Genomic DNA, 24,674 nt, shown 5'->3' with positions numbered 1-24,674 from the left:
GTGCCGGCTGCCGGCGATGTGGGCACTAGCGGATGTTGGCGGTGTGGCCGAGGGAGTAGCGACCGGGCTGGGGCCAGATGGTCAATCCGTGTGGACCGGCGCCGACGGGGATGCGAGCGAGGAGTTTCCCGTCGCGGGTACGGATGACGTACACCTCGTCGTGGTAGCGGCCGGACAGCCACAGGGTGGTGCCGTCCGCGGAGAGGCCGCCCATGTCCGGGCTCCCTCCGCCCGGGATCCGCCAGGTGGTGGTCGGCTTCAGGGTGGCCAGGTCGAGCACCATGATGCTGCCGGCGTCGCGGTTGGTGATGTAGGCGAGCTTGCTGTCGCGGCTGAAGTAGATGCCGTGCGCGCCCCTGCCGGTGGGGATGAAGCCGGTCTGGCGGGTGGCGTGAGCGTCGAAGACGTACACCCCGTGGGCGTGCATGTCGGCGACCAGGAAGTGTTGTCCGTTCGGGGTGAGTCGGGTGTCCTGCGGCATCCCGTCGGGCGTCTCGGTCAGGGTGAACTCGCGCAGCTTGTCGAGGCTGAGGGTGTCCAGCACGAGCATCCGGTTGGCGAACTCGCAGCTGAACAGCATGATCTTGCCGTCGGCGGAGTAGTCCATGTGGTTGATGCCCTCGCACTCGGGAAACCGCACCGACCGCACGCGCTGCCACGTGCCCAGGTCGTAGAAGTCCAGCCGCTGGTACGCCTCGGCCACCACGATGGCCTGCTTGCCGTCTGGGGTGAAGTAGAGGTTGTAGACGTCCTCCAGCAGCCGGAACTTGCCGGGCTTGCCGGTGCGGGGGTCGATCGGGACGAGGCCTCCGTCCGGGATCTGGCTGGAGGCCACGTACAGCGTCCGCAGGTCGTACGACGGCACGACGTGCTGCGGCTCGGGTCCACCCGGGAAGGTGTCGATCACCTTGTACGTCTTCGGGTCGATCACCGATACGTCATTGCTCTTCGTGTTTGGCACGTACACGAGGGCACGGTCGTCGCGGACCTGCTCGGCCAGCATGTTCGGGCCCGCCGCCGCGTACACGTCTCCCGGTCGTGGATAGGTCGGCATTCCGGCGACCAGCGGGCCGAACGGCGACTCGCCTGGCGGCGGCGGCGACGTCGGCGGCTGCTGCCGATCCCCTTCGGCGGCAGTGCACGCGGAAGCGGAAAGGAACAGCACGGCGAGAGCAATGATCCGCTGCGACATCATCACCCCGGCAGGTTACGGGCAAATCGCCCTAATAGGCACTCTTTGCGCGAATTGGTTGCGGCTGACGATGTTGGTACATCGATGTGCCCCATTAGGATGGAGAGAGTGACGCTGACGCATAGACAGATCTTCGAGCGGTACGTGTACGCCGGCCCCATCAGCCGCAACCCGGACGCGGTCGCTGAGCTGTTCACCGAGGATGGGGTCTTCGAGGCGCCACTGGTACCTGAAGGGCATCCACTGCCGCGCCGCCTGGACGGCCGTGAGGCCATCCGGGCCGGTATCGGCGCCTACCACAGAGATCCGGCCTACGAGGGCACGGTGAACGTCGAGCGGTCCAGGTACGTGCTGCACGATACGACGGATCCCGAGGTGTTCATCGCCGAGATCGATACGGTTTTCGATGCACCGGAAGGAGGCAGCGCGGCAATGTTACTGGTGCAAGTGTTCCGCCTCCGTGAGGGAAAGATCGCTATGCTGCGCGACTATTTCGCGGTTCCATCCACGTAGGCCGACACAGCCGGCAGGCCATGGCGGCGGAACCACCGTCCTCATTCATGGAAGGGTTGTCTCGGGGACATCGCGCAGTCCGGCAACGGGTGGTTTGGCTGATCATGACGTGGGCTGAGCATCCGACGGGATCCGCCGTAACGCATCGTTGCTCGGCTTGGTCAGCAGCTTGTTGTTGGAGTAGCGGCGAATGTTGAAGCCCAGGATTGCAGCAGGTCGGCCGCCCATCGTGATCATGCAGTTGGGGTTCAACTCGGGCCGGGGAGCGGGCCCTGCTTGCGTAGTTGTGCGAAATGGGCTTCGGGTGGGGGTTCGGGGTCATGGTCGGAGGGGCGTGGTCCTTCGGGGCCGTCGGGTGAGAACCGCAGCAGGGTTTCGATGCGGGTGACCCGCATTCGCCGGCGGAGCACGGTTGTTTCGTTCGCGCGGCTGTCGTCGAGTTCGTCGGCGGCCTGCTGGTAGGCCGTGATCTGGTCGTCGGTGAGCTGATTGAGGCGGGGCTCAAGGTAGCGGAAGTCGAAGGCGATCGTGTCGCGGGCCTCCTGCGGGGTGGCGACCGCGCGGCTGAACGGCTGCCACGCCCCGCCCACGCGCTCGGCGGCGGCGTACCGGGTCGGCAGGACAACACCGTTGGGATGGGTGCGGACGGCGGCGACGCTGTCGCGGTAGACGTCGGCCGGGACCTGGGCGCGGGGGTAGTGCGCGGTCAGTAGGTCCACCTTCAACACGACCTCGCCGACACCGGTGGGCGCGGCCGGGTCGGCGATCACATCGCCGTCGAGCAGGCTGTCCCGCTCGTCAGGTCGCTGCGGGTCGCGGTCGCTGGGTCGGGGTGGTTCCGGTCCGTCGGGGCCGAACCGAGCGAAGGTATCCGCCCGGACGATCCGGTGCCGGCAGCCGGCCACCGTGATCTCGTCGACCTTCTCCCAGCCCAGCAGCCGCACCAGATCGGTCAGCTCCGCGGCCAGTGCCGGGTCGGTGGTCTCGGCGAGCCGTTCCCGCAGCCGGTGGGCGAGGGTGTCCCGAGCCGCCTGCGGGGTGTCGTCGACCAGGGCCCGCACCGCCCACCTGCCGCCACCGAGGTCGACGGCGTGCCCGAACACCGGCGCCCCCACCCGAATGTTCGGGTACGCGGCGGCGCGCCGTATGGCGTCGTCTTCGGTGACCGCGCCGACCGGATCGTCGCGCAGCTCCACCCGCAACACCGCCGCCAGGGACTCCTCATCGTCACTCACGGGGAGCATTCTGTGACGAGGATGGGTCTGCTGTCAGCCCGGCACGCCATCGAATCGATGGCCGTTCACCCTGCTGCCGCGCTGACACGGGCAGACGACGGGTGTCTTGGCCGTCCCACATCTCCACCACGAGTTCTTCCCGCTCCTCGGCGTGCCCGGGGCGCGTTCTCATCTATGTCGTCGCGAGCGCACCGGATTGATGAGGTGTCGGCGGAAACCGGGGGATGCGGTCCGCCAGGAGATTGATACGGCGCATGGCGCTTCCGTCAAATTGTCAGCTGGCCGGGCCGTCTATGAGTCGGCGTAGCGCGTGCCCCGTGGTGGGGAATGCGAGGCGGAGTGTGTGTGCGGTGAGCCGCACTGCCCACCAGGTGACGGCGATGAGGTAGCCGACGATGAGTGCGCTGCTGGTGTCGTTGGTGAAGACGATGGCGTAGCCGATCGCGAGGCCGGGTGCGGTGATGACGCGGATGGTGCGGCTTCGGCTGGCGGTCAGCGCGGTGGCGATGCCGAGGAGGGCCGCTCCGGCGCTGCCGATGAGGCCCGGCATGCCGGTCCAGTCGACCGGTGGGGTGATCGTGAGTGCGGCCCGCATGAGGTAGATGCCGATGGTGGAGATGACGGCGTGCAGGACTGCGGGCCGGGTGTGGCTGAGCCAGGTGGGCAGGTTGGCGGCGGGGATGCGGGGTGCGATGGCGGCGATGACGGCGGCGCAGGCGGCCAGTGGTAGTGCGGAGCCGAGGGTCCATTTCAGGTAGGGGCTGTAATCGAACCCGACGGAGGTGCCGGTGGCGAGTCCGTAGAGGGCCGCGGCGACGGTGCCGCCGACGGCGGCGGCGAGGTATCCGCGTCGGATGAGGCTGCCGGTCGCGGGTTCGGGTGCTGATGTGGTGGGTGTTCCGGCGAGCCAGGTGGTGGGGGCGAGGTGCGCTACGGCTAGCGCGGTGAGCATGGCGAGCGCACCCGCGGCGCCCAGCTGAGGTAGGGAGGTGCGAACACCGATGATCCGAAACTCGACGGTCGTGATGTCGGCGGTGAAGACTGCTTGCAACAGCAGGGCGAGCGAGCAGGCGCTGAGCACGGTGGCGCTGGTCAGGTCCCGGACGCGGAGTCGCACGCGCGGCAGGTGGGTGTGTGCGACGGTACGTGTTTGATGCTGCGGTGCGGTGAGGGCGAGGGCGCCGTCAGCCAGGGCGTGGGACTGGCCGGTGAGGGTGGCCGGGGTGAGGCCGGTCGCGGTGTCCAACCGATCCGCCAGTCCGGGCACCGGTTCGATTTGGTGAAGGATGACGCCGGCGAGGTGCTGGTGGTCGATGTCGGCGGCGTCGAGGATGTCACGGACCGCCTCGTGAACCGCGTCGAGAAGGGGCTGCGCGGCGACCGCGACATCGTCGCGGGTGATCACGGCGGGTTTGCGGGGCGCAGGGAGCAGAACTGGCGCGCGGTCCTGCGCGACGAGGAGTTGTCTGGCCTGGCGGACGGATTCCAGCAGGACTCGGCCGTCCCGCGTGGATTGGGTTATCCCGGCGCGGAGCGGGTCGTCGTCGGTGGTGGCCGCGTCAACGAGATGCTGGGCGAGAGCCTGGTTCAGGTCGCCCGGTGGGTCGATCGATCGTGTCGCCAGCTCGCGGTACCCGTCGCCGCTGGACTGAAGGACGGTCAGGGTGACCGGGTGACGGTCGGCCTGGCAGATCAGCAGGCAGGAGCCGTCCAGGGCGGTGAGCCCATGAGCTTGGGCGTGGGCGGCGAGGGCTGCTGGTGCGGTGACCATGGCGGGGGCGGGTAGACCGGCGCGGGACGCCGCTTCGGTGAGCTGGTCGCGTCGGCGTGGTCCCCAGCTGGACGGGATGGTCATGGTGAGCGCGACGATCGGCTCACCGACCTGACTGGCGGCCTGACCGGTGACGTGCCGCAGCAGCGTGGCGAGCAGGTCGACAGTGTCGAGGGGCTGCTCGCTCGCTGTGGTGCCGAGCAGGTCCAGCGGGTCAGGTACAAACTGGTGGCCGGCTGGCGACGCGGTCGCTGCGGGCACGCCGAGGAAGAGGGTGCCCTCTGGGTCGAGGGCGACGCCGCGCGGCATGACGGGGTGACCGTCGAGCATGACGGGGATCCGGGCGCCGTGGTGACCAACCGTGGCGGCGATGGCCGACGAGGTGAGGTCTATCGACAGTCGTGCGCCCCCGCTTGGCATGTGCGGCAGTCTCACCCGACCCGGCATTGGGCCGTCAACCATCATCCCGCAGGGTGATTCTTTGTGCGCGCATGGTGAGAATCCTTCTCCACGGGATGGTCATCGACATGCATCCTCGTGTATGCGGGAGAAGGCCAGCGTCGGGCGAAGGGGGAGGGCACGGTGCCGCAGGAGTCCCCAGACAGAACTCGCCGGATGGCCGAGTACGGCACGCGTCCCACCGTCTACACCCCACGCGAGGCGGCACCGCGCCACCGGCCAGCGCGGTCGGCAGTGGTGGCCCGAGTCATCCGCGCAGCCCTCGGCACGGCGGTGTTCCTGGTTGGGGTGCCCCTGCTGCTGTGGGTCGTCGGTGGCGATCCGCTCCGGCGGCTACCGTCGTGGTCGCAGGTCACCGTCTGGTTCGACCAGCCGAGTGGACGCTTCACCCCGACCGTCCTCGCAGGCATAGCCGTCTGGGCGCTGTGGCTGCTCTGGGCCGTGTTCGCCCTGCTCCTGGCCACCGAACTGGTCGCGGTGGTGACCCGCTGGCGGATCCCGGCACTGCGGCTTCCGGCACCGCTGCACCGGCTCGTGTTCGGCCTGGCCGGAACCGCCGCGATCGCCGTCACCTCCGCCGGCTCGCTCAACACAGGAAACGACGCGGGCAGTTCGCCGGCCGTCGTCGCCTCGGCTGACGGCGCCGGCGTCATCCCTCGGCAAGCCGTCGCACGTGGTCCCGCGCTGATCCAGGTCGCCGACACCCGCTACCTCTACACCGTCGAGCGACACGACACCCTGTCCACGATCGCCAAGGAGTGGCTCGGCGACGCGAACCGCTGGCCCGAGATCTGCCGCCTGAACAAGCACCGCCACTTCCCCCGAATCGGCGGCACCCTGCGCGACTGCGACCTCATCTACCCCGGCTGGGACCTGCGGCTCCCCGCCGACGCTCGCCCACCGGAGAGCGCCGCACCGGCGACGCCGCCCGCTCCGCCGACACCACCACCCGCGACCGCGTCCCCTTCGGTATCGCCGAGTTCCACCCCAGACTCGCCGAGCCGCACCGTGCCGCCCGCCACACCTGATCAGGAAGCAGCAGCAATCCCCAGCGGCACGTCGAAAGCCCCGAGCGCCGCGGAGTCCACCTCGCCTACCACCTCCACCCCCACCGCGTCGGCGTCGCCTTCCGCCGCGCCGGATGTGACTGGCATGCACAGCCCGACCGCGGCGACCGACGAGCACGGCGTGCAGCTATCGCCGTCCGACTGGCTGCCCTGGTCACTCGCCGCCGCGATCAGCGCTGCCGCCGCGCTGGTCTGGGCACAACGCCGCCGCCGATACACCGGCGAGCCCGACGCCGACGCACCCACGCAGCCGTCACCGCCGGTGCTCCACCTGCGCCGCGCCGTCGCCCGCAACCCCGAACTGGCCAATCCGGACAGCCACGAGCCGCCCGCACTCGTGCCCGACCTTGCACCGCTGCCGACCGGCGGAGCCGGCATCGTCGGAGACGGCGCGCACGCCGCCGCCCGTGCCACCCTCGTCGCGGTCCTGGCATCCGGGGGCCCGCACCAGCCCCACGCCCGCGGAGAAGTCATCATCGACGCCGCCACCCTGGAAACACTGCTCGGACCAGACGCGCGAGCCCTGAACCCGTGGCCACGGCTGCACGTCCTCGACAGCGTCGATGACGCGCTCGCCGTGATCGAGGCCAGACTCCTGCACCGCAGCCGCATCCTCGACGAGCACGCCCTCACGGATCTGGACACCCTGCGGCAGCAGGCCCCCGAGGAGGAACCGCTGCCACCGGCCATGCTCATCACCCGGACCCCACCCGCGGGCGCCCGCATGCGGGCCAAGGTCGCTCTCGCCCTCGGCGGTGACCTGCACGTGTCCGCACTCCTGCTCGGGGAATGGGCCCACGGCGCCATCATCGAGGTCGCCCCGGACGGCCACACCACCCTCGTGTGCGGGCAGGCGACCGAACTGGTGCCACCGCGCATGCCCGTACTCGAGCGGGACACGGCGATCCAGATCCTCACGACCCTGCGGGAGGCGCAGACCGGTGAACCGCCCGCCGTTGCGTCACCCGCTGTACCGGTCACGGTCGTCCCCCTGCACGCCAGCCGAACCGACACCGAGCCCGCCGACCAGCCTGCCCCGCTCACCACGCCACCTGCTGCTACGAGCACCGGTAAGGCTCAGCTACGGGTGCTCGGACAGCCGCGGATCGACAACATCACCCAACCCGGCCGGCCGCTGCGCGCCAAAGCCCTCGAACTCGCCGTGTTCCTCGCCTGCCACCCCGACGGAGCCACCACCCGCGACATCGGCGAATACCTCGAACCCGACGCCCGCATCAGCCAAGCCGACCAACGCGTCCACACCAACGCCAGCAACCTGCGACACGTCCTCGGCCGCGCCGGCACCGCGGACACGAAGAACGCCTACGTCATCAAGACCGCCGGACGCTACCGACTCGACCCAGCAACCGTCGACGTCGACGTCTGGGCGCTACGCGACCTCCTACGCACGGCCACCATCGCCACCGGACCACGCCGCCGCGAACTGCTCACCGCCGCCTGCGACCTCTACACCGCGCCACTGGCAGACGGCCAGGACTACGAATGGCTCCAGCCCCACCGCGAGACCGTCCGCCGCTGGAGCACCGAAGCCCACCTCCTGCTCGCCGACGACCTACTCCACTCTGACCCGCACGCCGCATCGGACCTGCTCGACAAGGCAATAGGCTTCGACCGCTACAACGAAGCCCTCTACACCCGCGCCATGCACGCCCGCCACGCCCTCGGCGACGCCAACGGCATCCGCACCCTCCTGCGCGCCCTGACCAAAGCCCTGACCGACCTCGACACCGAACCCCAGGAAGAGACCATCGCCCTGGCCACCGAGCTCCAAGGCAGCCTGGCAGAGAAGTGAGCACCATCGACACCGGCGCAGAGCCGGGCTGTGCAAGCGCTCCGCCGGTCCCTAACGGTCGACCGGCCAGAGAGGGATGAATGTTCCGCATCCGCTTCCGGCGATGAGCGGGCATCGATCCCGTCGGTTCCCGGACCGGCCATGGTCGGGGCAATCCTCGCAGTCGAGGCGGTCATGTCGTGGATGTTCGGGCCCGATCGGCGGATCCCCGCTTCAGGGATTCTCAGCGATTCGGAGCGGGTACCCGGGCGGGCCCGGCCCCGCCCGTGGACTCGACGTCGGTGTCGCCTGCGGCGTCGATGCCGGCCGGGCCTTGGGGGAGGACCCGGTCCAGCCACCCCGGCAGCCACCAGTTGGCCCGGCCGAGGAGCGTCATGGTCGCCGGTACCAGCACCATGCGCACGACCGTGGCGTCGATGAAGATCGCGGTGGCCAGGCCGAACCCGAACATCTTGGTCGACGGGTCCTCGGCGACGGCGAAGGACAGGAACACCGCCACCATGATGAGGGCGGCCGACGTGATGACCCGGGCGGTGCCCGAGACGCCCCGCACAATCGCCGTGCCGTTATCGCCGGTGCGTAGATACTCCTCACGTACGCGCGACAGGAGGAACACCTCGTAGTCCATCGACAAACCGAACAGGATCGCGAACAGGAACATCGGTAGGAACGACACGATCGGTACCGCCGCCTCCAGCCCGATCAGCGCACCGCCCCAGCCCCACTGGAACACCGCGACCATGATGCCGTAGGCCGCGCCGATGCTCAGCAGGTTCAGCAGCACCGCCTTCAGCGGTACGAGCACCGACCGGAAGACCAGCATCAGCAGCACGAACGACAGCGCCAGCACGGCGGCGACGAAGATCGGCAGGCGTTGGCTGGTCCGCCGGCCCACATCGGACAAGCTCGCCGCAGCGCCGCCGACGTGAGCCCTCGCCGGGCCCTGCCCGACCACGGAAGGTAGAACGTCGGCCCGAAGCCGGGCGACGGTATCGGCCGTGGCCCGCTCCTGCGGGCCGGTGGTCGGGAACACCACGAGGGTCGCGATCCCGGTGGCCTGATCGACCAGCGCCGGCGCAACCGACGCGATGCCCGGGTCCGCCGCGACCGCTCCGACGAGCCGGTCCAACACCACCCCCGTATCGCCGGCGAGGTCCACGGCGATGATGAGGGGACCGTTGGTGCCCGGGCCGAACCCCTCGGCGACGAGGTCGTACGCGCGGCGCTCGGTGCGGCTGTCCGGCAGCGTGCCGTCGTCGGGCAGGCCGACACGCAGGCCGAGCACGGGCAGCGTCGCAGCCAGCAGCAGCCCGGCCGCGCCGACCGCGTACGGCACCGGGTGCCGGTTGACGTGCCCGATCCAGCGCTGCCACCCGGACGCGGGGACCGCGCCCGCCGCCGTGACCCGCCGCCGTCCGAGCCGGCCCAGCCTCCCGACCCAGGAGGCCCGGCCGAACCAACCGACCCGGGCGAGGCGCGGGCCGGCGGCGCCGAGGAAGGCCGGCAGCAGCGTCACCGACGCGACCACCATGATCAGGACGACGATCGAGACCGCGAGCCCGCCCACCGTCATGAACGGCACGTTCGCGACCGCCATGCCGAGGATCGACACGACGACGGTGCCGCCGGCGAAGACCACGGGTCGCCCGGCCGTGGCCACCGCTCGCCCGGCCGCCTCGTGAGGCTCGACCCCGCGCGCGAGGTACTCCCGGTGCCGGGCGAGCACGAAAAGGGCGTAGTCGATGCCCACCCCGAGACCGACCATGCTGCCGAGGACCGGTGCGAAGGTGGGGATCTCCGTCATCCCCGCGAGTACCGTCATCGTGGCAACCCCGACGGTCAGCCCGAAGACCGCCATGGCGATCGGCAGCGCGGCGGCGACGAGCGAGCCGAACGCGAAGAACAGGATCGCGGCCGCGGCGAGGATGCCGATCAGCTCGCTGGCGCCGCCGCCGGGGTCGGAGAAGACGTAGAAGAGGTCCCCGCCCATCTCGATGCGCAGTGGCATCTCGCCGCGCAGCCGGTCGACGAGGTCGACGAGGGCGTCGACGTCCTCGGTCGACAGCTGGCTCTGGTCGGGGTACTGCACCCGGACGACGGCGATCCGCCCGTCGGCCGAGACCAGGCCGCCGCGGACGGCGGCGTCCGCGCCGAGGTCGAGCGCCCCCGCCGGGTCGCTCGTGCCGAGCACGTGCGGGAGTCGCCTCACCTCGGCCTGCAGCCGTGCGAGCGCGGTGCGCGCGACGCCGTGGTCGAAGAACGTCGCCCCGCCGTCGGCGGGGGTGACGACCACCTGGGCGGTCATCCCCTCCTGGCCGGTGCCGGCCCGCTGGATCAGCTCCGCGGCCCGTTGGGAGTCCAGCCCGGGAACGGTCATCGAATCGGCGGTCCGCCCGCCGAAGGCGATCGCGGCGGCGACCGCAAGCGCGGCGGCGAGCAGCCACGCCGCGACCACTCGCCATGGATGGCGGGCGGCGCTCCCGCCCAGACGGGAGAGGGCTTTCGAGAGCATCGGGTCCTCCAACCACCTCGTCGGCCGTCTCCACGCGGCCGTCGATGACGAGGTTCGTCGCGGCGGCGCTTCCGGACATCGGCTCGCAAGCCACGGATCCGCCCGTCCCCAGACGGAGCGACGCTCCGTTCTTTTGGCCGATGTGCGGCGCGGCGCGCTCCCTAGGCTGAAACCGTGCTGCGAGACGACCTGCGAGCCCTGTGGACCGAACCACGGCCGCCCGGCGCGCCGGGCCGGGTGTGGCGGGACTGGGCGCTGCTCGCTGCTGGCCTGGGCGGTGTGGTGCTGGAGGCCGCGCTGCGGGAGGACGTCGTGTGGCGGCCGGTGGCTGTGGTGTTCGCTGTCTGGCTGTGCGTGCTGCCCCTGTGGCGCCGGACCCACCCGCTGGCAATGGTCGCGCTCGGGTTCGGCGCGATGATTCTGCTCCAGGTGGCCTCGCTGGTGGCCGCCCCGCGGGAGCCGGTCGGCCTGTACACCGGCGTGGTCGTGCTCGTGCTGGTGTATGCGCTGCCCCGGTGGGGATCGGGACGGGAGGTCGTGCTGGGAGGTCTGGTGATCCTCGCGGCCTTCGCGCTGTCGGTCGTCACGGACGACACCCCGGCCGTCGACCAGGTCGTGGGCTTCGCGTTCCTGCTCCTGCCCGCGGTGATCGGGGCGTCCGTGCGGTTCCGGGAGACGGCTCGCGAGCGGCAACTGGAGCGGGTGCGCTCCCGCGAGCGCGAGCGACTCGCCCGGGAACTGCACGACACGGTGGCCCACCACGTCTCGGCCATGGTGATCCGCGCCCAGGCTGGCCGGGTGGTCGCGGGCACGGACCCGGCCGCCGCCGTCGAGGCGCTGGAGGGGGTCGAGGAGGAGGGGGCGCGCACGCTGGAGGAAATGCGTGCCATGGTCGCTACGCTGCGCGACGGCGGGGCCGGCGCCGAGCTGGCACCGCCGGCTGGCGTCGCCGACCTGAAGCGGCTGGTGCGCGCCCCGGGTGGTCGTCTCCGGGTCGACCTGGGGCTCGCCGGCGAGCTGGACGCGCTGCCGCCGGCCGTGGACGCGGCGGTCTATCGCATCGTGCAGGAGTCGGTGACCAACGCCATGCGGCACGCGGTCGACGCGACCGAGGTCGTCGTCCGGGTCACCGGAGAACCGCAGCGGGTACGGGTGACGGTGCGGGACGACGGCGTGCGGGCCGGCCGAGGTCGCGACGGGTACGGCCTTGCCGGGTTGCGTGAGCGGGCTGCCCTGCTGGGCGGACAGCTACGGGCCGGTCCGGGCGCCGACCAGGGCTGGCGTGTCGAGGCCGAGCTGCCACGGCGGAGGGAGGATAGCGGTGTCCATCCGCGTGCTCATCGCTGACGACCAGGCGATCATCCGTACCGGGCTGCGGATCATGTTGGACGCCCAGCCCGATGTGGAGGTGGTCGGCGAAGCGGCCGACGGGCAGCAAGCGGTGCGCCTGGCCCGCGACCTGCGACCCGACGTCTGCCTGTTCGACATCCGGATGCCCCTGCTCGACGGGCTGGAGGCCACCCGGCTGGTTGCCGGTCCGGGCGTCGCCGACCCGATGGTCGTGGTCGTGATCACCACCTTCGATCTCGACGAGTACGTCTACGGCGCCCTGCGCGCGGGAGCCCGCGGGTTCCTGCTCAAGGACGCCGGGCCGGAGCTGCTGGTGCAGGCCGTGCGGTCAGCCGCGGACGGTGAGGCGCTCATCGCGCCGAGCGTCACCGTGCGCCTGCTGCGGGCGTTCGCGGACGTACCGGCCGGGCGGCCCGCTACGCAGCCGATCTCCCCGGTCACCGCCCGCGAGGAGGAGGTGCTGCTTGCCGTCGCCCGAGGGCTGACCAACACCGAGATCGCCGATGCCCTGCACATCAGCCTGAGCACCGTGAAGACGCACCTGGCGAGCCTGATGGCCAAGCTCGGCGCCCGCAACCGGGTGGAGATCGCGATGTGGGCCTACGAGACCCGCCGGATCATCCCGGGAACCTGAGCCCCGGGTACCGGGGAATTCTCGGCGGCCGTTTCGGGCCGAGGTGCACGAACGAGTGTTGCGCCGATACCGGCAGTGGAGCCCAGGCCGGTGACCCTGCGGTTGGGCGAGCAGTCGGGACGCTGACCGAGAGGTGATCGGATCCGGCTCCCGGCCTGGGACGAGCGTGGGTCGTCGGCCGATCAGCCGCCCCGCAACGTCTCCGACGCGCCGGGTATGGATTCCAGGACCACCACCGCGGTCTCGGACGACCGCAGCGCCGCGTAGGCGTCCAGCTTCGCGTCGATCTCGCGCCAGCGGGCCCACAGCCGCGACCGCTCGCCACCCGTCGCGGCGCGACCACGCACCCGCCGCCGCCCGTCGACCAGCTCGACGGTCGCCTCCGTTCCGCCTCACAGCGGCGCGGCCGGCGAGCAGGACGCGTCCTTGCCACAGGAGGAGACCACCGTCCGCCCATGCCCATGCGATCCAAGGCGCGTGGTTGGGTCTGTCGACACCCCCACCAGGTTCAGCTCAAGGGGTGTGTGTCGCCTGTACGAAGGTGACCCGGCCGAATCTGTGGTCGGTGTGCGCGACCTCTCGGGCGTCGCGGAACCCGGCGTCGGTCAGGAGTGTGACGATGCCATTGCCGTGGTTGCGGGTCACGACCGGGCTGTGCGCCACCCGGGAACGCATGAGGCGGGTCAGGTGCCGGAGGGCGTGGACAGGGCTGTGGCCATGGCGGTGTGTTGGGTGCCCGACGTCCTCGACGTTGGATGCTGGGCCGCCGAAGTCGACGATCGTGACCGTTCCTCCCGGCCGTAGAGCACGCAGCGCGTCGCGCGCGAACGCGATCCGACCGTCGTCATCGACGTGGTGCAAAGCCAACGACGAGACCACATGGTCGAGCGAGGCGTCCTCGGCGGGGATCCGGTCGGCATATCCCTGAACGAGGGTGAGAGCGAGGCTGCGGCGGCGCGCCTTGTGTGCTGCCCTGTGCAGGGCGTCTCGGTCGGGGTCGAGGCCGGTCACCCGCGCGCTCGGCTGGGCTGCGAGCACGGCGAACGACAGGTTTCCCGTGCCGCAGCCGACGTCGACCACCGTCTGGCCGGGCTGGATTCCGGCGAGCTCGACCGCACGTTCGTGCAGTGCGCGGACGCCGGCCACCCGGGTGAGGACGTCGTAGAACGGGAGAAGCCAGGGCTTTCCCGCGCCTGGCAGGAACGGGCGGTCCCGATCCTGCGGAGTTCGCTGGTCGAGGATGCGTACGTGGGTCGAAGCTGCCATGGATGCCTCCTGTGCACGCGGTGGCCGGCTTGCGTCGATGGCCTGTGACGGACCGGTATCGCCACCTCCAAGTCTTGGATATTCTGCGGGTACCACGCAGGATTTAACGTGGGAGCCATGGGATATTCTTCGGTCAGTGACTTGCCGCCGTCGAGGCTGCGCACGGTATGGCCCGACGGGACGCCGGTCTATCGCTACCGTGAGCGCCCCGGCCTGCCTGCTGTCTCGGTGACCCGCTTCGACACCGAAGCCGCCCACCCCAGCCTCCCGCCGGAGCACCGGCACGCCCACGACTTCCTCGTCCTGGTCTACGTCGAGGAGGGCATGGGCTCGTTCACCGTCGACGGCGCCGAACGGTCGCTGCGCGCTGGCGAGGTCCACGCTGTATCGCCCGGGCAGGTCATCGGCGTAGCGGCCGCGGCCGAACTCGCCCGCGGCCGCGCGTGGTCGGTCGCGTTCACACCGGACGCCGTCCCCGCCCTGTCCTCGGTCACCCCACTGGCCTGGGCGCACCATCCCCTCCTCGCCCTGTTCGCCTCCACCGCGGGGCACGGTCGGATCGCAGAGCCCGACCAGGCGAACTGGTCGGCGTGGCTAGCGGACCTGGCCGAGGAACTCGCCGACCCAGGCCGTCTCGGTGCCCACGAGGCCGTCGCCGCATTGCTCACCCGGCTCCTGGTCGCAGCCGCGCGACTGGCACCCAGCGCTCCGGCCACGCCGGACCCACTCGTCGAGCGGGTCTTCGCCGAGATCGAGGCGACGTTCCGCGAACCGGTCTCCGCCGCCGATGTCGCCCGCACGCTCGGCTACACCCCGGGGCACCTCACGACCGTGCTCCGCCGGCGCACCGGCCGCCCCCTGCTTGAATGGATCACCGAACGGCGCATGATCGAGGTCCGGCGAATGCTGCGCGAGACCGACCTGTCGCTCGACGCCGTGGCCGCCCGAACCGGCCTGCGCGACGCCACCTACCTCGTCCGCCGCTTCCGCCAGCGCTACGGCATTACCCCGCAGCGATGGCGCCGCACCCAGCGAGCATGGTCATGACAGTGGCTCATCCGCACATGCCGCCGATCGTGCGCGCCGACAATCTGCGAGGTGTCTGGGCCTGGTGCGGGCAAGTGCGGACGCGGTGCGAGACGTCGGCCGAGCCGGCGGGCTGTCGGCCGCCGAAGCTGCAGGTTCGGCGGCCGGGGTCTAGCTCGGGCCGCGGCCAACGCCACGTCAACCCACGGGGTGAGAGCAGATCAAGGTCGCTCGCCGTGGCCGTTCGCGTTACGGGGCAGTTGTCGTGGCGCGAACGAGCGCAGTCCGGGATAGCCTTGGCGTATATGGCTACCTATCGCAGTGCCTCAGTGCTCCTCTCGTCGGACGGCACCAGGATCCCCGGCACCGCCGCGCTCTTCGCCGAGCCCGCCCGCAAGGGTGGGACCCCGCCGTGGGCAGGCGACTTCCGACCCGCCAACAACGCCGGCAATGGCCCCAAGGACGCGGTCGGGAAGACCTTTACGTTGGAGCTGCCCGACGGCAGCACCGGCAAGGTCGTGGTCCAGAGCCTCAAGAGCGGGAAGGGAGGCGTCGTGCTGGCGTTGATGGGCGAGGACGCACCCCCCTTCTGACCAGGAGATTGATCGCCGCCGACGCCACCGGCTGGAGACAGCCGGTATCCGACCCTGTCGATGTCAATGCGCTCGGATAGTTGCCGGGCGCATTGCCTCACCCGTGGCTGGTCGTCGACCAAGGTCAGGTAGCCGCGATCCGCGCGGCACGCAGCGTGACGGCTGGAGCTGCCGCTCGCTATCCGGAACTGCCGAGATGAGGGCACCTGATCAAGGGCCACTGATTCACTGCGCCGCAGCCAGCCAGCGAAGCGGTCGATGTGCAGGAGGTGTTCGGTGAGTCGCGGAGTTCGACCAAGTCGTCGGCGGCGTGCGCCGCCCGCTACATCCAGCGGCCGTCCTCGGCGTTCGGGAGGAGCAGCTTGTGCTTCGCGTAGCCGGGCAGGGCGGACCCGTGGCCGACGAGGCCGGTCTCGCCGCCGGCGACGAACGCGAGGGACCAGCCGGTGACGAAGGCAAGGGTCCCGCTGCCAATCGCGGTCGACAGCACGACGGGACTACTCGGGTCGAGTGCGACCAGGCCGAACAGCGGGATTGCGGCGATCAGGCAGGCAATGGTCGCGATCCAGCGGCGGGTACGCCTTCGCCGGGTCGCCGCGAGGCTGTACACGGAGTAGGTCAGCGTCTTCGCGCACACCGGGCATTCGACGGAGCGGCGACGGGCCGGTTCGCCGTCCTCGGGCCGTTCGACCACCCAGGTCCGGCCGACGTAGTCCCAGGCAACGGTGCCGTACGACACCGAGCGACCCACGAAGTTCTGGCGATGGGCAAGGAACGTGCGCTGCTCACGCTCGATCGCCAGCGCCACGCTGTGACCTCCGAAACCGCACTTTTCATCCCATGTGTACCCGCATCCTGGCCGGAACCCCGCCCGAGGTCAAGCCGCGCCTGCCGCATCGCTTCTCAACTGCTTTCGCGTGCGCACGCCTACTGCCGGTAGCAGAGCAATCGGTGTGCAGCCATTCGATCGGATCGAACCGTGTCGGCTGTCGAGCTGATCGCGGCCGCTGGCCGCCGGCGCCGGCGCCGGTATGAGAGACACCACTGCCTTCGCGGCACGCGACGCGTACAGCGAAGTGAAAGCCGCACTCGGGCGCCGACTCACCAGGCCGGCCGACGCGACGCGGGCACTGGAGGCCGACACCGCCGAGCCAGGCGGGTGGCAGGCCCGATCGAGCGGGGACCTGGCCGACACTCCGTCGCCGATCGCGCGCGGCACCGACCGCAAGGACCGCTTGATCAGATGCACGCTCATGCCGCGATCAGCTCATCTTCTAGGGCTCCGTGCGCTTGACGGGCGGTCAGGCACGGGCACGACGGCGAATGGTGGGCGGCGAAGTCGGAGACCGCTGCCATACTCCGGCGTCATGAGTGTTGCCGAGTTCTGGAACGTAGTGGCGAAGGCACGGGAGTCTGCGGCCGACCTCTCGGACGCCGAGGAAATCGCCGAACAGACACTGCGGCTGCTGACTGCCCTGCCGGCCGACAGGATCGCGGAACTGGCGCAGCCCCTGTGGGATCTGCGTGCGCAGTCATACGGGTGGGACCTGTGGCAGGCGGCCTATCTAATCAACGGCGGTTGCTCCGACGACGGCTTCGAGTACTTCCGCGGCTGGCTGCTCACACAGGGGCGGGAGACCTTCGAACGCGCTGTGGCAGACCCCGATACGCTCGCCGACCTGCCGGTGGTCCAACGCGTCGCGGTCGACGGCGGGTTCGATCTCGAATGCGAATCCATGTATGGCGTTGTATGGGACGCATACGCGGTCGTAACAGGGAGCATGGAGCTGCCCAGTGCGGTCACCGGTAGATACCCGGAGCTCGGCCAGGGCTGGGACTTCGAGGACGACGGCGAGGTCCGCCGGCGTCTGCCGAGGCTCGCCGCGCTCTTCATGGATTAGTCGCGTCAAGCGGATCTGCCACGGAGCGCCGTCATGCCGATGACCGGATGCAGGGGATTCAACCGGACGGCTGGTCAACGGTTGGTCGTGCCGGTCTAGGCTCGCGCGGTGAACGTGAATGAGTTCTGGGCGCTGGTCGAGGCATCCGCTTACCCCGGAGCGACGCGGAGCGAGCGCGAAACCTTCCTACATGACCGGCTGCGGCATGCCGCCCGGTCGGACCTGTTGGACTTCGTCCAGCACCTGTCTGCGACTCGGGAGCCGGCCAACACCTTCCGGTTGTGGCGCGCCGCCGACATTCTCATGGGCGGGCACTGCGGTACGGACTCCTTTCACTACTTCCAGATGTGGCTCGTCGGGCTCGGCCGGGACGCGTACAGCGCCGCGATCGCCGACCCTGACAGCCTCGGCGCGGTGCCGGAGGTACACCGACTGGCTACCTTGCCGAAGCCGTGGCAGGACGACGACTACCCGGATTGGGAGTCGCTGGAGTACGTGGCCTGCGAGGTCAGCGAAGCCCGCTCCGACATTGCTGGAGATGTCCGCGACGTGGTGAGTGAGGAGCGCGGAGTCCACCTGCGGTTCGACCCGAACCCGGACGATGTCGAGTGGCTCCACTTGGACTCCGCCGAGGTGACACGCCGGTACCCGCGCCTGTGGGCGCTGTTCAGCGGGGGCCGAACCGGTGAGCTTGCACTATGAATGGACGCTAGCGCTTCGCCTTCGACCCGATGCGCCCGAGTCGTTTCTGGCCGAGCTGCGCTTTCACCTCGGGCTGACCGACCAGCTGCCCGACGACCCGGTCCTGGAGTACGACTGGCCGTGTCTGGTCGCCGACTCCGACGATTCACTGCCCGGCGGTGGTATCCGGTCGTTGGTTGTCCAGCAGCCGTACGTGGACCGACCGGGCTCGCTGGGGCTGTTCGTACGGACATTCGTTCTCGACGACGGCATGTACGAGCTGATGCAGACCGTGCCGACCTGGCTAGCACCCTGGTCGCTCACGCAGGGCTGGATCGGCGACGCCCGCGAAGAACTCGGCCTGCACCCGTGGCTCTACTTCTACGTCCAGAACGGCTACGCCTACATCGCGGAACCAGGAAAGATGATCAAGCCGTTGAACGACGGCGCGCCGCCCTTCACGCTGCGCCAGACCACCGACTTCCCCGAACCCCCGGACGGAGCCGCGCCGCATCTGCTGGCCACCCGACGCACCTGATCCAGGACCATGGCAATGCACGACGAGGACGGACGCCGAGAACTGCGCTGGTGGCCCAGCCACCCGGCCAGCCTTCCGCGAAACACACTCATCTGTCGCTTCGGGTGGGGCTGGCGATCATCGCCGTTGGTGACGCACGGTGATGTATGGCTGCCTTTCCTGCTCCCGCTCCCAGTGTCGTACCGGCCAATCAGCTCGTTTTGCGTGCCGCGGTGTCGGCCTTCCTGGGCCGCTACCGTGGGCAAACTCGCGTCCATACCGAGTCCGACCTGCGAGTCTTCCTCCGTTGGTGCACCGACCAAGGCCTTGATCCGCTCGCCGCAGCGCGAGTGGACGTCGAGCGGTACGTGCGCTGGCTGCAAGACGTCCGCCGGTACCAGCCCTCGACGGTCTCGCGGCGCCTGTCGGTGGTGGTCGGGTTCTATCGGGTCTGCGTCATCGACGCCATCCTGGAGCACTCGCCTGCCGACTACGTCCGCCGGCCCATGGTGCCAGCCGAGTCGCCAACCCTCGGACTGGGTCACCTGCAGTTCGAGGCCCTGATCACCACCGCCCGGCTGTCGGCCAACCCGAACGACTTCGCCTTGGTCGCGCTCTTGGGCCTGCTCGGCTTGCGGATCTTCGAAGCCTGCGGGTCGAACATCGCCGACCTGGGTGAGGAACACGGCCACCGGGTCCTGCGCGTGCGCGGCAAGGGCGGCAAGGTCGTGCTCGTCCCGCTGCCACCCGCGGTAGCCCGAGCCATCGACCGGGCCATCGATGAGCGCACCAGCGGGCCGATCCTGCGCAACACCCTCGGCGTGCGGATGGACCGGCACGCCGCCACCCGCCGACTCAAGCACGTCGCCCAGGCTGCGGGAATCCGAATGCCGAGGATGCACCCCCACATGCTGCGCCACACGTTCGTGACGACCATGCTCGACGCCGGCGTCAGCCTGCGCGACGTGCAGATCGCCGCCCGCCACGCCGATCCGCGAACCACCATGCGCTACGACCGGGCCCGCAAGAACCTCGACCGGCACCCCAACTACATTCTGGCTGCGTACATGGCTTCCGCGACATAGCCAGCGCTCGCGGCTTTGCCGATGAGCGGACCGCCCGGTCGGACTCACTCTTGGGGGCCGTCTCCCGTTCGCGCCAAGCGCTCGCGACTCAGATACCGAACCGGCTTGCCGAGCGACTCCGCGTAGGCAATCTCCCGTCGGGTTGACTCACCTAAGTAGCCGCCCGGATCCACGATGTACACCTCGTCCGCCATGCGAATCTTTTGGAAGTGCACGCCGCCAAGCCGCCCCTTCAGGTCCGAGCTGTCGACTGTCCAGTCGTAGTCTGGCAGATCGGGGAGGCTGAACATTCCGAGGCTGATCACGACGCAACCTTCCATCGTGAGCCGCTGGTTGACCTCCGCGAACTCAGCCTCAAACTTGGTCGAGCCGCAGAGCGTGATGACCTTCGCCTCACCCTCGGCCGACTGCGGCGCCTGCTGGTCCTCATGAGGTTCATGATCGGTGAACGGGCAGGACAAGTCTATCGCCACTCCCTGGACGTCCGCTCATGCCGCTGGTCGCGCTGTCGCTGGTGGAGCGCGGCTAGCAGCGGGTCTATGGTGGCCGGGTGCTTGACCTGAGCAGGCTAGACCTGGAGGAGATCGCCACCGCGCTCGAGGACCAGACCGACTACGAGCACCGATGGCTGATCAACCCGCAGACCGGCGAGATCGTGGTCTGGACGATGGACGGCGGCATCGACGGACAAACGCCCGTCGACCTTGAGGACCTCGACCTGGTCGGCATCGACCCGTTGCCCTCCTACGTCTGGTACCAGGACATGGCCGACTTCGCTCAGAGGATCAGTGACGCGGTGGCCGGCCGCCGACTCGCGCGAGCGATCCAGGGCAAGGGCGCCTTCCGCCGGTTCAAGAACGAGTTGCACGAGGAGTATCCGCACCTGCTGCCGGCGTGGTACGCCTTCCGCGACGTGCGCGCAAAGCGGCGGGCGGTTGAATGGCTGGTCGACAACTCGCTGGTCGACGACGAAACGGGCGAGCGATTCGTGGCCGAGCACCGAGATCCCGACCTTCCATGAGCTGGCGCCCGGGCCACGCGACTTCCTGTACGACGAACGCACGCATCTGCCGCCGACCGCGCGCGTTCGGTGCGGCCCTGTCGTGCCGAATTGCGGATGATTTGGCAGCGCAGACCCGGCACCCTCGTCCGCCACGTCCAAGGCGAGGTGAGAGCCTCGCTCAATGATTCATCGCCACCAGGAAGACACTCCGGGGCGTCGCTCGACGCCTGAAGTGCGCATCGTGCATCTGAACGGCCCGACGTTCTACGCCCTCGCCAGGGGTGACCTGGCAGCGGCGAACGCGGCCAGCCCTGTTCCTCTCTCAGCCTACTTTGCCGGCCCTGACTGGCGAGGTGTGTGGCAGATGCGCAGTAGACAGGTCGAGGAAGACCCGGCCAGCGCGGCGTGGGTCACCGGCGTCATCTGGGACGAACAGCGGCATCTGGCGGTGGGTCGGGCCGGCTACCACGGGCCCCCGGACGCAGCGGGGATGGCGGAGATCGGTTACGCCGTTGACCCGGCGCACCGGCGACGTGGTTACGCCCGTGCGGCGCTGGAAGCCCTGCTGCAGCGTGCCAGCGATGAGCCGCAGGTTCGTACGGTTCGGGTCACCATCAGCCCCGACAACCTGGCCTCCTATGAGCTGGCGTCACAGTACGGCTTTCGCGAGGTCGGGCAGCAGTGGGACGACGAGGACGGCTTGGAGATCGTTTATGAGCTTGCCGTAGGTCGGCTGTAGGCGTCCTTGACCTTCCGCTCATGCCGCGTAGCAGGCGGAGCGGGCCGCCAGCGATCGTCACGATCTGTTCGTCGCCACGGCCGGCTGCGTCCCACAGGCCGGCGCGTGCTCGTGCCGATGAACGAGTGCTGGCGGGCGAACGTTAACCGACCGTCGCGGTGAGCCCTTCGCCGCCACGGCCGTCTGCGATAAGCGCTTCGATTCTCGCCGCCACCGCTGGTAAACCGCCATCGCCGAGACGTCGACCGGCTCGCAGTTCGACGAGGTGGCGGACGACCGTCAAGTGTTCGGTGAGGTCTGCGGGGCCTGCAGGGTAGGTCGCCTGCTGCATCTCCGAGACCGTGTCGGAAACCGCCGCAACCACGTGGCCGAGTTGCTTACTCGCCGTTCTGGAGAACTCCACCATGTCGACACCAGCCGCGCGTGCCGTTTCAAGAGCCCGGAGCAGGCCGAGTTGGGCGTCGTACCACACACCGAAAAGCGCGAGGTCCCATACCGCGGCCGCCTCCGGCGCGTCACCGACGAAGCGCGGCGTGCTCAGCACCTCGAGGATGGATCTGTGTTGCTCGAACGCGTGCCGGGATCCGCTGTACAAGATGGTCGCGGTATCGGTGCCGATAAGCTGGGGGAGGTTTGAACCCCCGCGTCAATGTATTGCGCGCCTCGGCTGGTGACCCGCTGGGCGATCAGCCGTGCCTCGCTGGGGGTTCCCGTGTACATCCCGACAAGTGTCCGCCCAGACAGGTTCACGTCGATCTGGATGAGGCACTGCTCTACCGCTTGGTAGTCCTTGAGGGTCAGGAAGACCAGGGTGCTTGCCGACACGGCTTCCCAGACCGACCGCGCTGGCAGTGCTCCCTCGACCAGCAGTTCCTTTGCGCGACTTTCGGTACGGTTCCATACCGAAACTTCGTACCCACTTGCCAGGAGCCGACGTGCCACAGCACTGCCGACGGCGCCCGTACCGATGACCGCGACCCTGGGTACTGACTGCTTGACCTTCGCCATGGCGAGATCTTTGAACCTCAACCTAGCTTGAGGTCAAGTCCACGGCATCATCGCAACGCGTTGTCATGCCGCCGACCGGGCGTCACGTTGTGTGACCGACGTGCGGTCGCGCTCGCCGCGCCATCTTGCCGATGTGCGAGCACGCTCGCCGCGATGGGCGCTGCCGCTCCACTGGGTGCTCAGTGGTTGTGGGGATCCGACCAGGCCCGGGGATTGGGCTTCGCCCCGCGCCCGATCCCCGGGTGACCGTCACGGCGTCCTAGTCAGGTCGATGCGCAGACCCGCGTCGTCAACCGCGGCCACGCAAGTCTTGCTCTGACAACGAGGTCGACGAAGCCCTTCGCGGCCTGCAGTCGGAACACGTCCTCGTCCGCCGACACGCCGTGGACGTCCTCGGCGAGCGCCAACTCGCCAGCGTCAGCCTCGTCGAGCTCACCGCCAGGATCCGCGCCGCCGACACCCAGAAGCACGTCCCCGCGCCGGCCGCGCCCAGCCAGCAGCCACCAGCCAGACCCCTCCCAGCGGCCATAACACGTCGCGGCGGACAGGCAGAGCCGGACGAGGCCGATCACACCGGCCAGAGCGACAAGCGGGGCTCTGCCACCGACCACGTTGGTTCCGGTTCCAGGCGCCGGCCAACAGTAAGCCGGTGGAGCGCGGGGCGCGTGGGAACGCTGTCATGACAACCCTTCCGGAAAACGTGGGACGGGACGGAAACTCGGCCGTCCGTGCGCCACCCGGCGGGCCGATGTCGACCGGCGTTGCGCCACGCCGAGTCGTGAGAACACCTCTCTGCCCCGTCTAGCCGTTGGTGACCGTCTATGTCAAGGGCGACGGCGGCGGCCGCGAGCACACGGCAGAGCATTGACATAAATGGAACGGTTTGTTTACCGTTCCGTTCGAGAGAACGCTCGCAGCGTTGAATCACCCCGGGCGCCGGACGCGCCACGTACCGGCCCCGGACGGCCGCGGCAGTCGTCACAGCGCCGCACCAATCACCCGCCTGGCAGTACCTTCGGTCGACCTTGCCCCCGAGGAGCAGTCATGACGGCGCGACCCGTCCCGGCCCCGCGCTGGGCGGCCCACGATCTCCCTAACCATCGGCTGAATGGAGGTGCCTCATGAGAAGACGGACGCTGATCGCGGCGGCCGGTGTCGCCGCCGCGGCACCGGTCATCGCTTCACAAGGCGCGCAAGCGGACGTGTCGGCGCTGGGAACCTGGCAGTTGCGCTGGGCGCCCGAGGCGAGCCAGCACGGGCTGGGCGCGTTCGAAGGTGTCGAGGACGACCGGGCGGACTCGCACCCGGCCGGGCAGCCGCACATCTTCGTGGAAGGCAACAACTATCGCTTCAACATGCACATGATCGACCGCGACAGCATGACCGACCGGCAGCGCCAAGAGGTCAAGGGCATGCGGTGGAACGGCGGCTACCTCAACCTGCTGAGGGGGGAGCGGTGGCGGCTGACCCACGAGATGTACATCCCCACCTCGCTCAAGGCGACCACCACGTTCACGCACATCATGCAGACCAAGGCGCCGGGCACGGGGACATCGCCGATGCTCGTGATGTCGCTGCGCCGCCATGGGTCGGTACCGAGGATCGAGTTCAAGGCGACCTCCGGTGACGTGCTCGTCGGCGCGGTCGACCTGAGCCCGTTGCACAACAGGTGGATCGACGTCGAGGTGGAGATGCTCATCGGCGACGCCGGCCAGGTGCGCTGGGTGTTGCGCGACGGTACGACAACGCTCATCGACGTGACGCGCAACGTCGACACGTGGCTGGAAGACCGCGTGCGTCCAAAGTGGGGAATCTACCGCTCGCTCGGCGACACGTCGGGCTCGTTGCAGGACTGCTACCTGCTCATCCGCAACATGCGCGCGTACAGGTGGGACGCGAGCGCCCCCGCGCCACGGGTGTACCAGGCCGAGGACGCGCTGATCAGCCAGGGTGTCGTGGAGTCCAATCACGAGGGATATACCGGTACCGGGTTCGTCAACACCGACAACGTTGCCGGCTGTTATGTCGAGTTCACGGTCACCGGGCCGGCGACGTCGTGCGCGATCCGGTACGCGAATGGGAGCACCACGAACCGGCCCATGACCATGTCTACCTCCGGCGCTTCGGTGAACTTCCCGCCCACGGGCGCGTGGTCCACATGGAGCACGGTGACGGTACCGGTGTCGCTGGGCAGCGGCACGCACAAGATCAGGCTCACGGCGTCGACGTCCAATGGGGGGCCCAATCTGGACAAGATCACCTTGAGCGGCTAGAAGCCACCTCTTCCCATATTTACGACGGTCGATTAT

24 protein-coding genes are annotated in these 24,674 nt (G+C 69.4%); 13 read left to right on the top strand and 11 right to left on the bottom strand.

Annotated features, from left to right (window positions below):
* Positions 1–25: 25 nt before the first annotated feature.
* Complete coding sequence (locus ACTMS0_RS26845) at positions 26–1,195, bottom strand: YncE family protein (protein ID WP_441158090.1); 1,170 nt, start codon at positions 1,193–1,195, stop codon at positions 26–28.
* A gap of 105 nt (positions 1,196–1,300) precedes the next feature.
* Here ACTMS0_RS26845 and ACTMS0_RS26840 point away from each other — a divergent pair, with 105 nt between their 5' ends.
* The gene (locus tag ACTMS0_RS26840; RefSeq protein ID WP_441158055.1) at positions 1,301–1,705 is read left to right on the top strand and encodes a nuclear transport factor 2 family protein; all 405 of its coding nucleotides are present in this window, start codon (positions 1,301–1,303) and stop codon (positions 1,703–1,705) included.
* Between the two features lie 248 nt (positions 1,706–1,953).
* On the opposite strand, the gene ACTMS0_RS26835 is transcribed toward ACTMS0_RS26840, so the two are convergent.
* Both ACTMS0_RS26835 and ACTMS0_RS26830 read right to left on the bottom strand, forming a co-directional pair.
* Positions 1,954–2,949 (bottom strand): DUF5954 family protein, encoded by a 996-nt coding sequence (locus ACTMS0_RS26835; RefSeq protein ID WP_441158054.1) that lies wholly within the window; start codon positions 2,947–2,949, stop codon positions 1,954–1,956.
* 265 nt (positions 2,950–3,214) lie between these two features.
* Entirely contained in the window at positions 3,215–5,131 is a 1,917-nt protein-coding gene (locus tag ACTMS0_RS26830) for an Hsp70 family protein (protein ID WP_441158053.1), read from the bottom strand.
* 276 nt (positions 5,132–5,407) lie between these two features.
* On the opposite strand from ACTMS0_RS26830, the gene ACTMS0_RS26825 reads away from it, so the two are divergent.
* Complete coding sequence (locus ACTMS0_RS26825) at positions 5,408–8,050, top strand: BTAD domain-containing putative transcriptional regulator (protein ID WP_441158052.1); 2,643 nt, start codon at positions 5,408–5,410, stop codon at positions 8,048–8,050.
* Between the two features lie 223 nt (positions 8,051–8,273).
* Here ACTMS0_RS26825 and ACTMS0_RS26820 read toward each other — a convergent pair whose 3' ends face one another.
* On the bottom strand, positions 8,274–10,562 hold the full coding sequence (locus ACTMS0_RS26820) for an MMPL family transporter (protein ID WP_441158051.1): 2,289 nt from the start codon (positions 10,560–10,562) through the stop codon (positions 8,274–8,276).
* 174 nt (positions 10,563–10,736) lie between these two features.
* Here ACTMS0_RS26820 and ACTMS0_RS26815 point away from each other — a divergent pair, with 174 nt between their 5' ends.
* Positions 10,737–11,909 (top strand): sensor histidine kinase, encoded by a 1,173-nt coding sequence (locus ACTMS0_RS26815; RefSeq protein WP_441158050.1) that lies wholly within the window; start codon positions 10,737–10,739, stop codon positions 11,907–11,909.
* Positions 11,884–12,546, top strand: a complete 663-nt coding sequence (locus ACTMS0_RS26810) for a response regulator (protein ID WP_441158048.1) — start codon at positions 11,884–11,886, stop codon at positions 12,544–12,546. Before ACTMS0_RS26815 ends, ACTMS0_RS26810 begins: the two co-directional genes overlap by 26 nt.
* 182 nt (positions 12,547–12,728) lie before the next feature.
* On the opposite strand, the gene ACTMS0_RS26805 is transcribed toward ACTMS0_RS26810, so the two are convergent.
* Positions 12,729–12,893, bottom strand: coding sequence for a hypothetical protein (locus ACTMS0_RS26805; protein ID WP_441158046.1), 165 nt, complete (start codon positions 12,891–12,893; stop codon positions 12,729–12,731).
* Between the two features lie 166 nt (positions 12,894–13,059).
* Positions 13,060–13,692, bottom strand: a complete 633-nt coding sequence (locus ACTMS0_RS26800) for a class I SAM-dependent methyltransferase (protein ID WP_441158044.1) — start codon at positions 13,690–13,692, stop codon at positions 13,060–13,062.
* A 348-nt stretch (positions 13,693–14,040) separates the two neighbouring features.
* Here ACTMS0_RS26800 and ACTMS0_RS26795 point away from each other — a divergent pair, with 348 nt between their 5' ends.
* Complete coding sequence (locus tag ACTMS0_RS26795; protein ID WP_441158043.1) at positions 14,041–14,859, top strand: AraC family transcriptional regulator; 819 nt, start codon at positions 14,041–14,043, stop codon at positions 14,857–14,859.
* 308 nt (positions 14,860–15,167) lie between these two features.
* Positions 15,168–15,431, top strand: coding sequence for a hypothetical protein (locus ACTMS0_RS26790; RefSeq protein ID WP_441158042.1), 264 nt, complete (start codon positions 15,168–15,170; stop codon positions 15,429–15,431).
* A gap of 322 nt (positions 15,432–15,753) precedes the next feature.
* On the opposite strand, the gene ACTMS0_RS26785 is transcribed toward ACTMS0_RS26790, so the two are convergent.
* The gene (locus ACTMS0_RS26785; protein WP_441158041.1) at positions 15,754–16,239 is read right to left on the bottom strand and encodes a hypothetical protein; all 486 of its coding nucleotides are present in this window, start codon (positions 16,237–16,239) and stop codon (positions 15,754–15,756) included.
* Positions 16,240–16,798: 559 nt separating this feature from the next.
* Here ACTMS0_RS26785 and ACTMS0_RS26780 point away from each other — a divergent pair.
* The 4 genes from ACTMS0_RS26780 to ACTMS0_RS26765 all read left to right on the top strand — a co-directional run bounded on the left by ACTMS0_RS26780 (position 16,799) and on the right by ACTMS0_RS26765 (position 19,615).
* Positions 16,799–17,332, top strand: a complete 534-nt coding sequence (locus tag ACTMS0_RS26780) for a DUF4240 domain-containing protein (protein ID WP_441158040.1) — start codon at positions 16,799–16,801, stop codon at positions 17,330–17,332.
* A 108-nt stretch (positions 17,333–17,440) separates the two neighbouring features.
* Positions 17,441–18,034 (top strand): DUF4240 domain-containing protein, encoded by a 594-nt coding sequence (locus ACTMS0_RS26775; RefSeq protein ID WP_441158039.1) that lies wholly within the window; start codon positions 17,441–17,443, stop codon positions 18,032–18,034.
* Positions 18,018–18,551: a hypothetical protein gene (locus ACTMS0_RS26770; RefSeq protein WP_441158038.1), complete on the top strand. Its 534-nt coding sequence runs from the start codon at positions 18,018–18,020 to the stop codon at positions 18,549–18,551. The genes ACTMS0_RS26775 and ACTMS0_RS26770 overlap by 17 nt, the downstream gene beginning before the upstream one ends.
* 212 nt (positions 18,552–18,763) lie before the next feature.
* On the top strand, positions 18,764–19,615 hold the full coding sequence (locus ACTMS0_RS26765) for a tyrosine-type recombinase/integrase (protein ID WP_441158037.1): 852 nt from the start codon (positions 18,764–18,766) through the stop codon (positions 19,613–19,615).
* 44 nt (positions 19,616–19,659) lie between these two features.
* Here ACTMS0_RS26765 and ACTMS0_RS26760 read toward each other — a convergent pair whose 3' ends face one another.
* Entirely contained in the window at positions 19,660–20,088 is a 429-nt protein-coding gene (locus ACTMS0_RS26760) for a hypothetical protein (RefSeq protein ID WP_441158036.1), read from the bottom strand.
* Between the two features lie 77 nt (positions 20,089–20,165).
* On the opposite strand from ACTMS0_RS26760, the gene ACTMS0_RS26755 reads away from it, so the two are divergent.
* Positions 20,166–20,636, top strand: coding sequence for a UPF0158 family protein (locus tag ACTMS0_RS26755; RefSeq protein ID WP_441158035.1), 471 nt, complete (start codon positions 20,166–20,168; stop codon positions 20,634–20,636).
* Between the two features lie 163 nt (positions 20,637–20,799).
* Entirely contained in the window at positions 20,800–21,357 is a 558-nt protein-coding gene (locus tag ACTMS0_RS26750; RefSeq protein WP_441158034.1) for a GNAT family N-acetyltransferase, read from the top strand.
* Positions 21,358–21,499: 142 nt separating this feature from the next.
* Here the strand turns inward: ACTMS0_RS26750 and ACTMS0_RS26745 are convergent, their stop codons facing one another.
* The 3 genes from ACTMS0_RS26745 to ACTMS0_RS26735 form a co-directional block, all read right to left on the bottom strand.
* A complete protein-coding gene (locus tag ACTMS0_RS26745) occupies positions 21,500–21,952 on the bottom strand; it encodes a hypothetical protein (protein ID WP_441158033.1) in 453 nt (150 codons plus the stop codon).
* On the bottom strand, positions 21,895–22,365 hold the full coding sequence (locus tag ACTMS0_RS26740) for an NAD(P)-binding domain-containing protein (protein ID WP_441158032.1): 471 nt from the start codon (positions 22,363–22,365) through the stop codon (positions 21,895–21,897). Before ACTMS0_RS26740 ends, ACTMS0_RS26745 begins: the two co-directional genes overlap by 58 nt.
* 263 nt (positions 22,366–22,628) lie before the next feature.
* Positions 22,629–22,937, bottom strand: a complete 309-nt coding sequence (locus ACTMS0_RS26735) for a hypothetical protein (protein WP_441158031.1) — start codon at positions 22,935–22,937, stop codon at positions 22,629–22,631.
* A gap of 549 nt (positions 22,938–23,486) precedes the next feature.
* On the opposite strand from ACTMS0_RS26735, the gene ACTMS0_RS26730 reads away from it, so the two are divergent.
* Positions 23,487–24,638 (top strand): carbohydrate-binding protein, encoded by a 1,152-nt coding sequence (locus ACTMS0_RS26730; protein ID WP_441158030.1) that lies wholly within the window; start codon positions 23,487–23,489, stop codon positions 24,636–24,638.
* Positions 24,639–24,674 lie beyond the last annotated feature (36 nt).

The sequence above is a fragment of the Micromonospora sp. H33 genome, assembly GCF_052068455.1.
GTDB lineage: Bacteria > Actinomycetota > Actinomycetes > Mycobacteriales > Micromonosporaceae > Micromonospora.
This window is presented reverse-complemented; position numbering and strand designations above follow the sequence as displayed.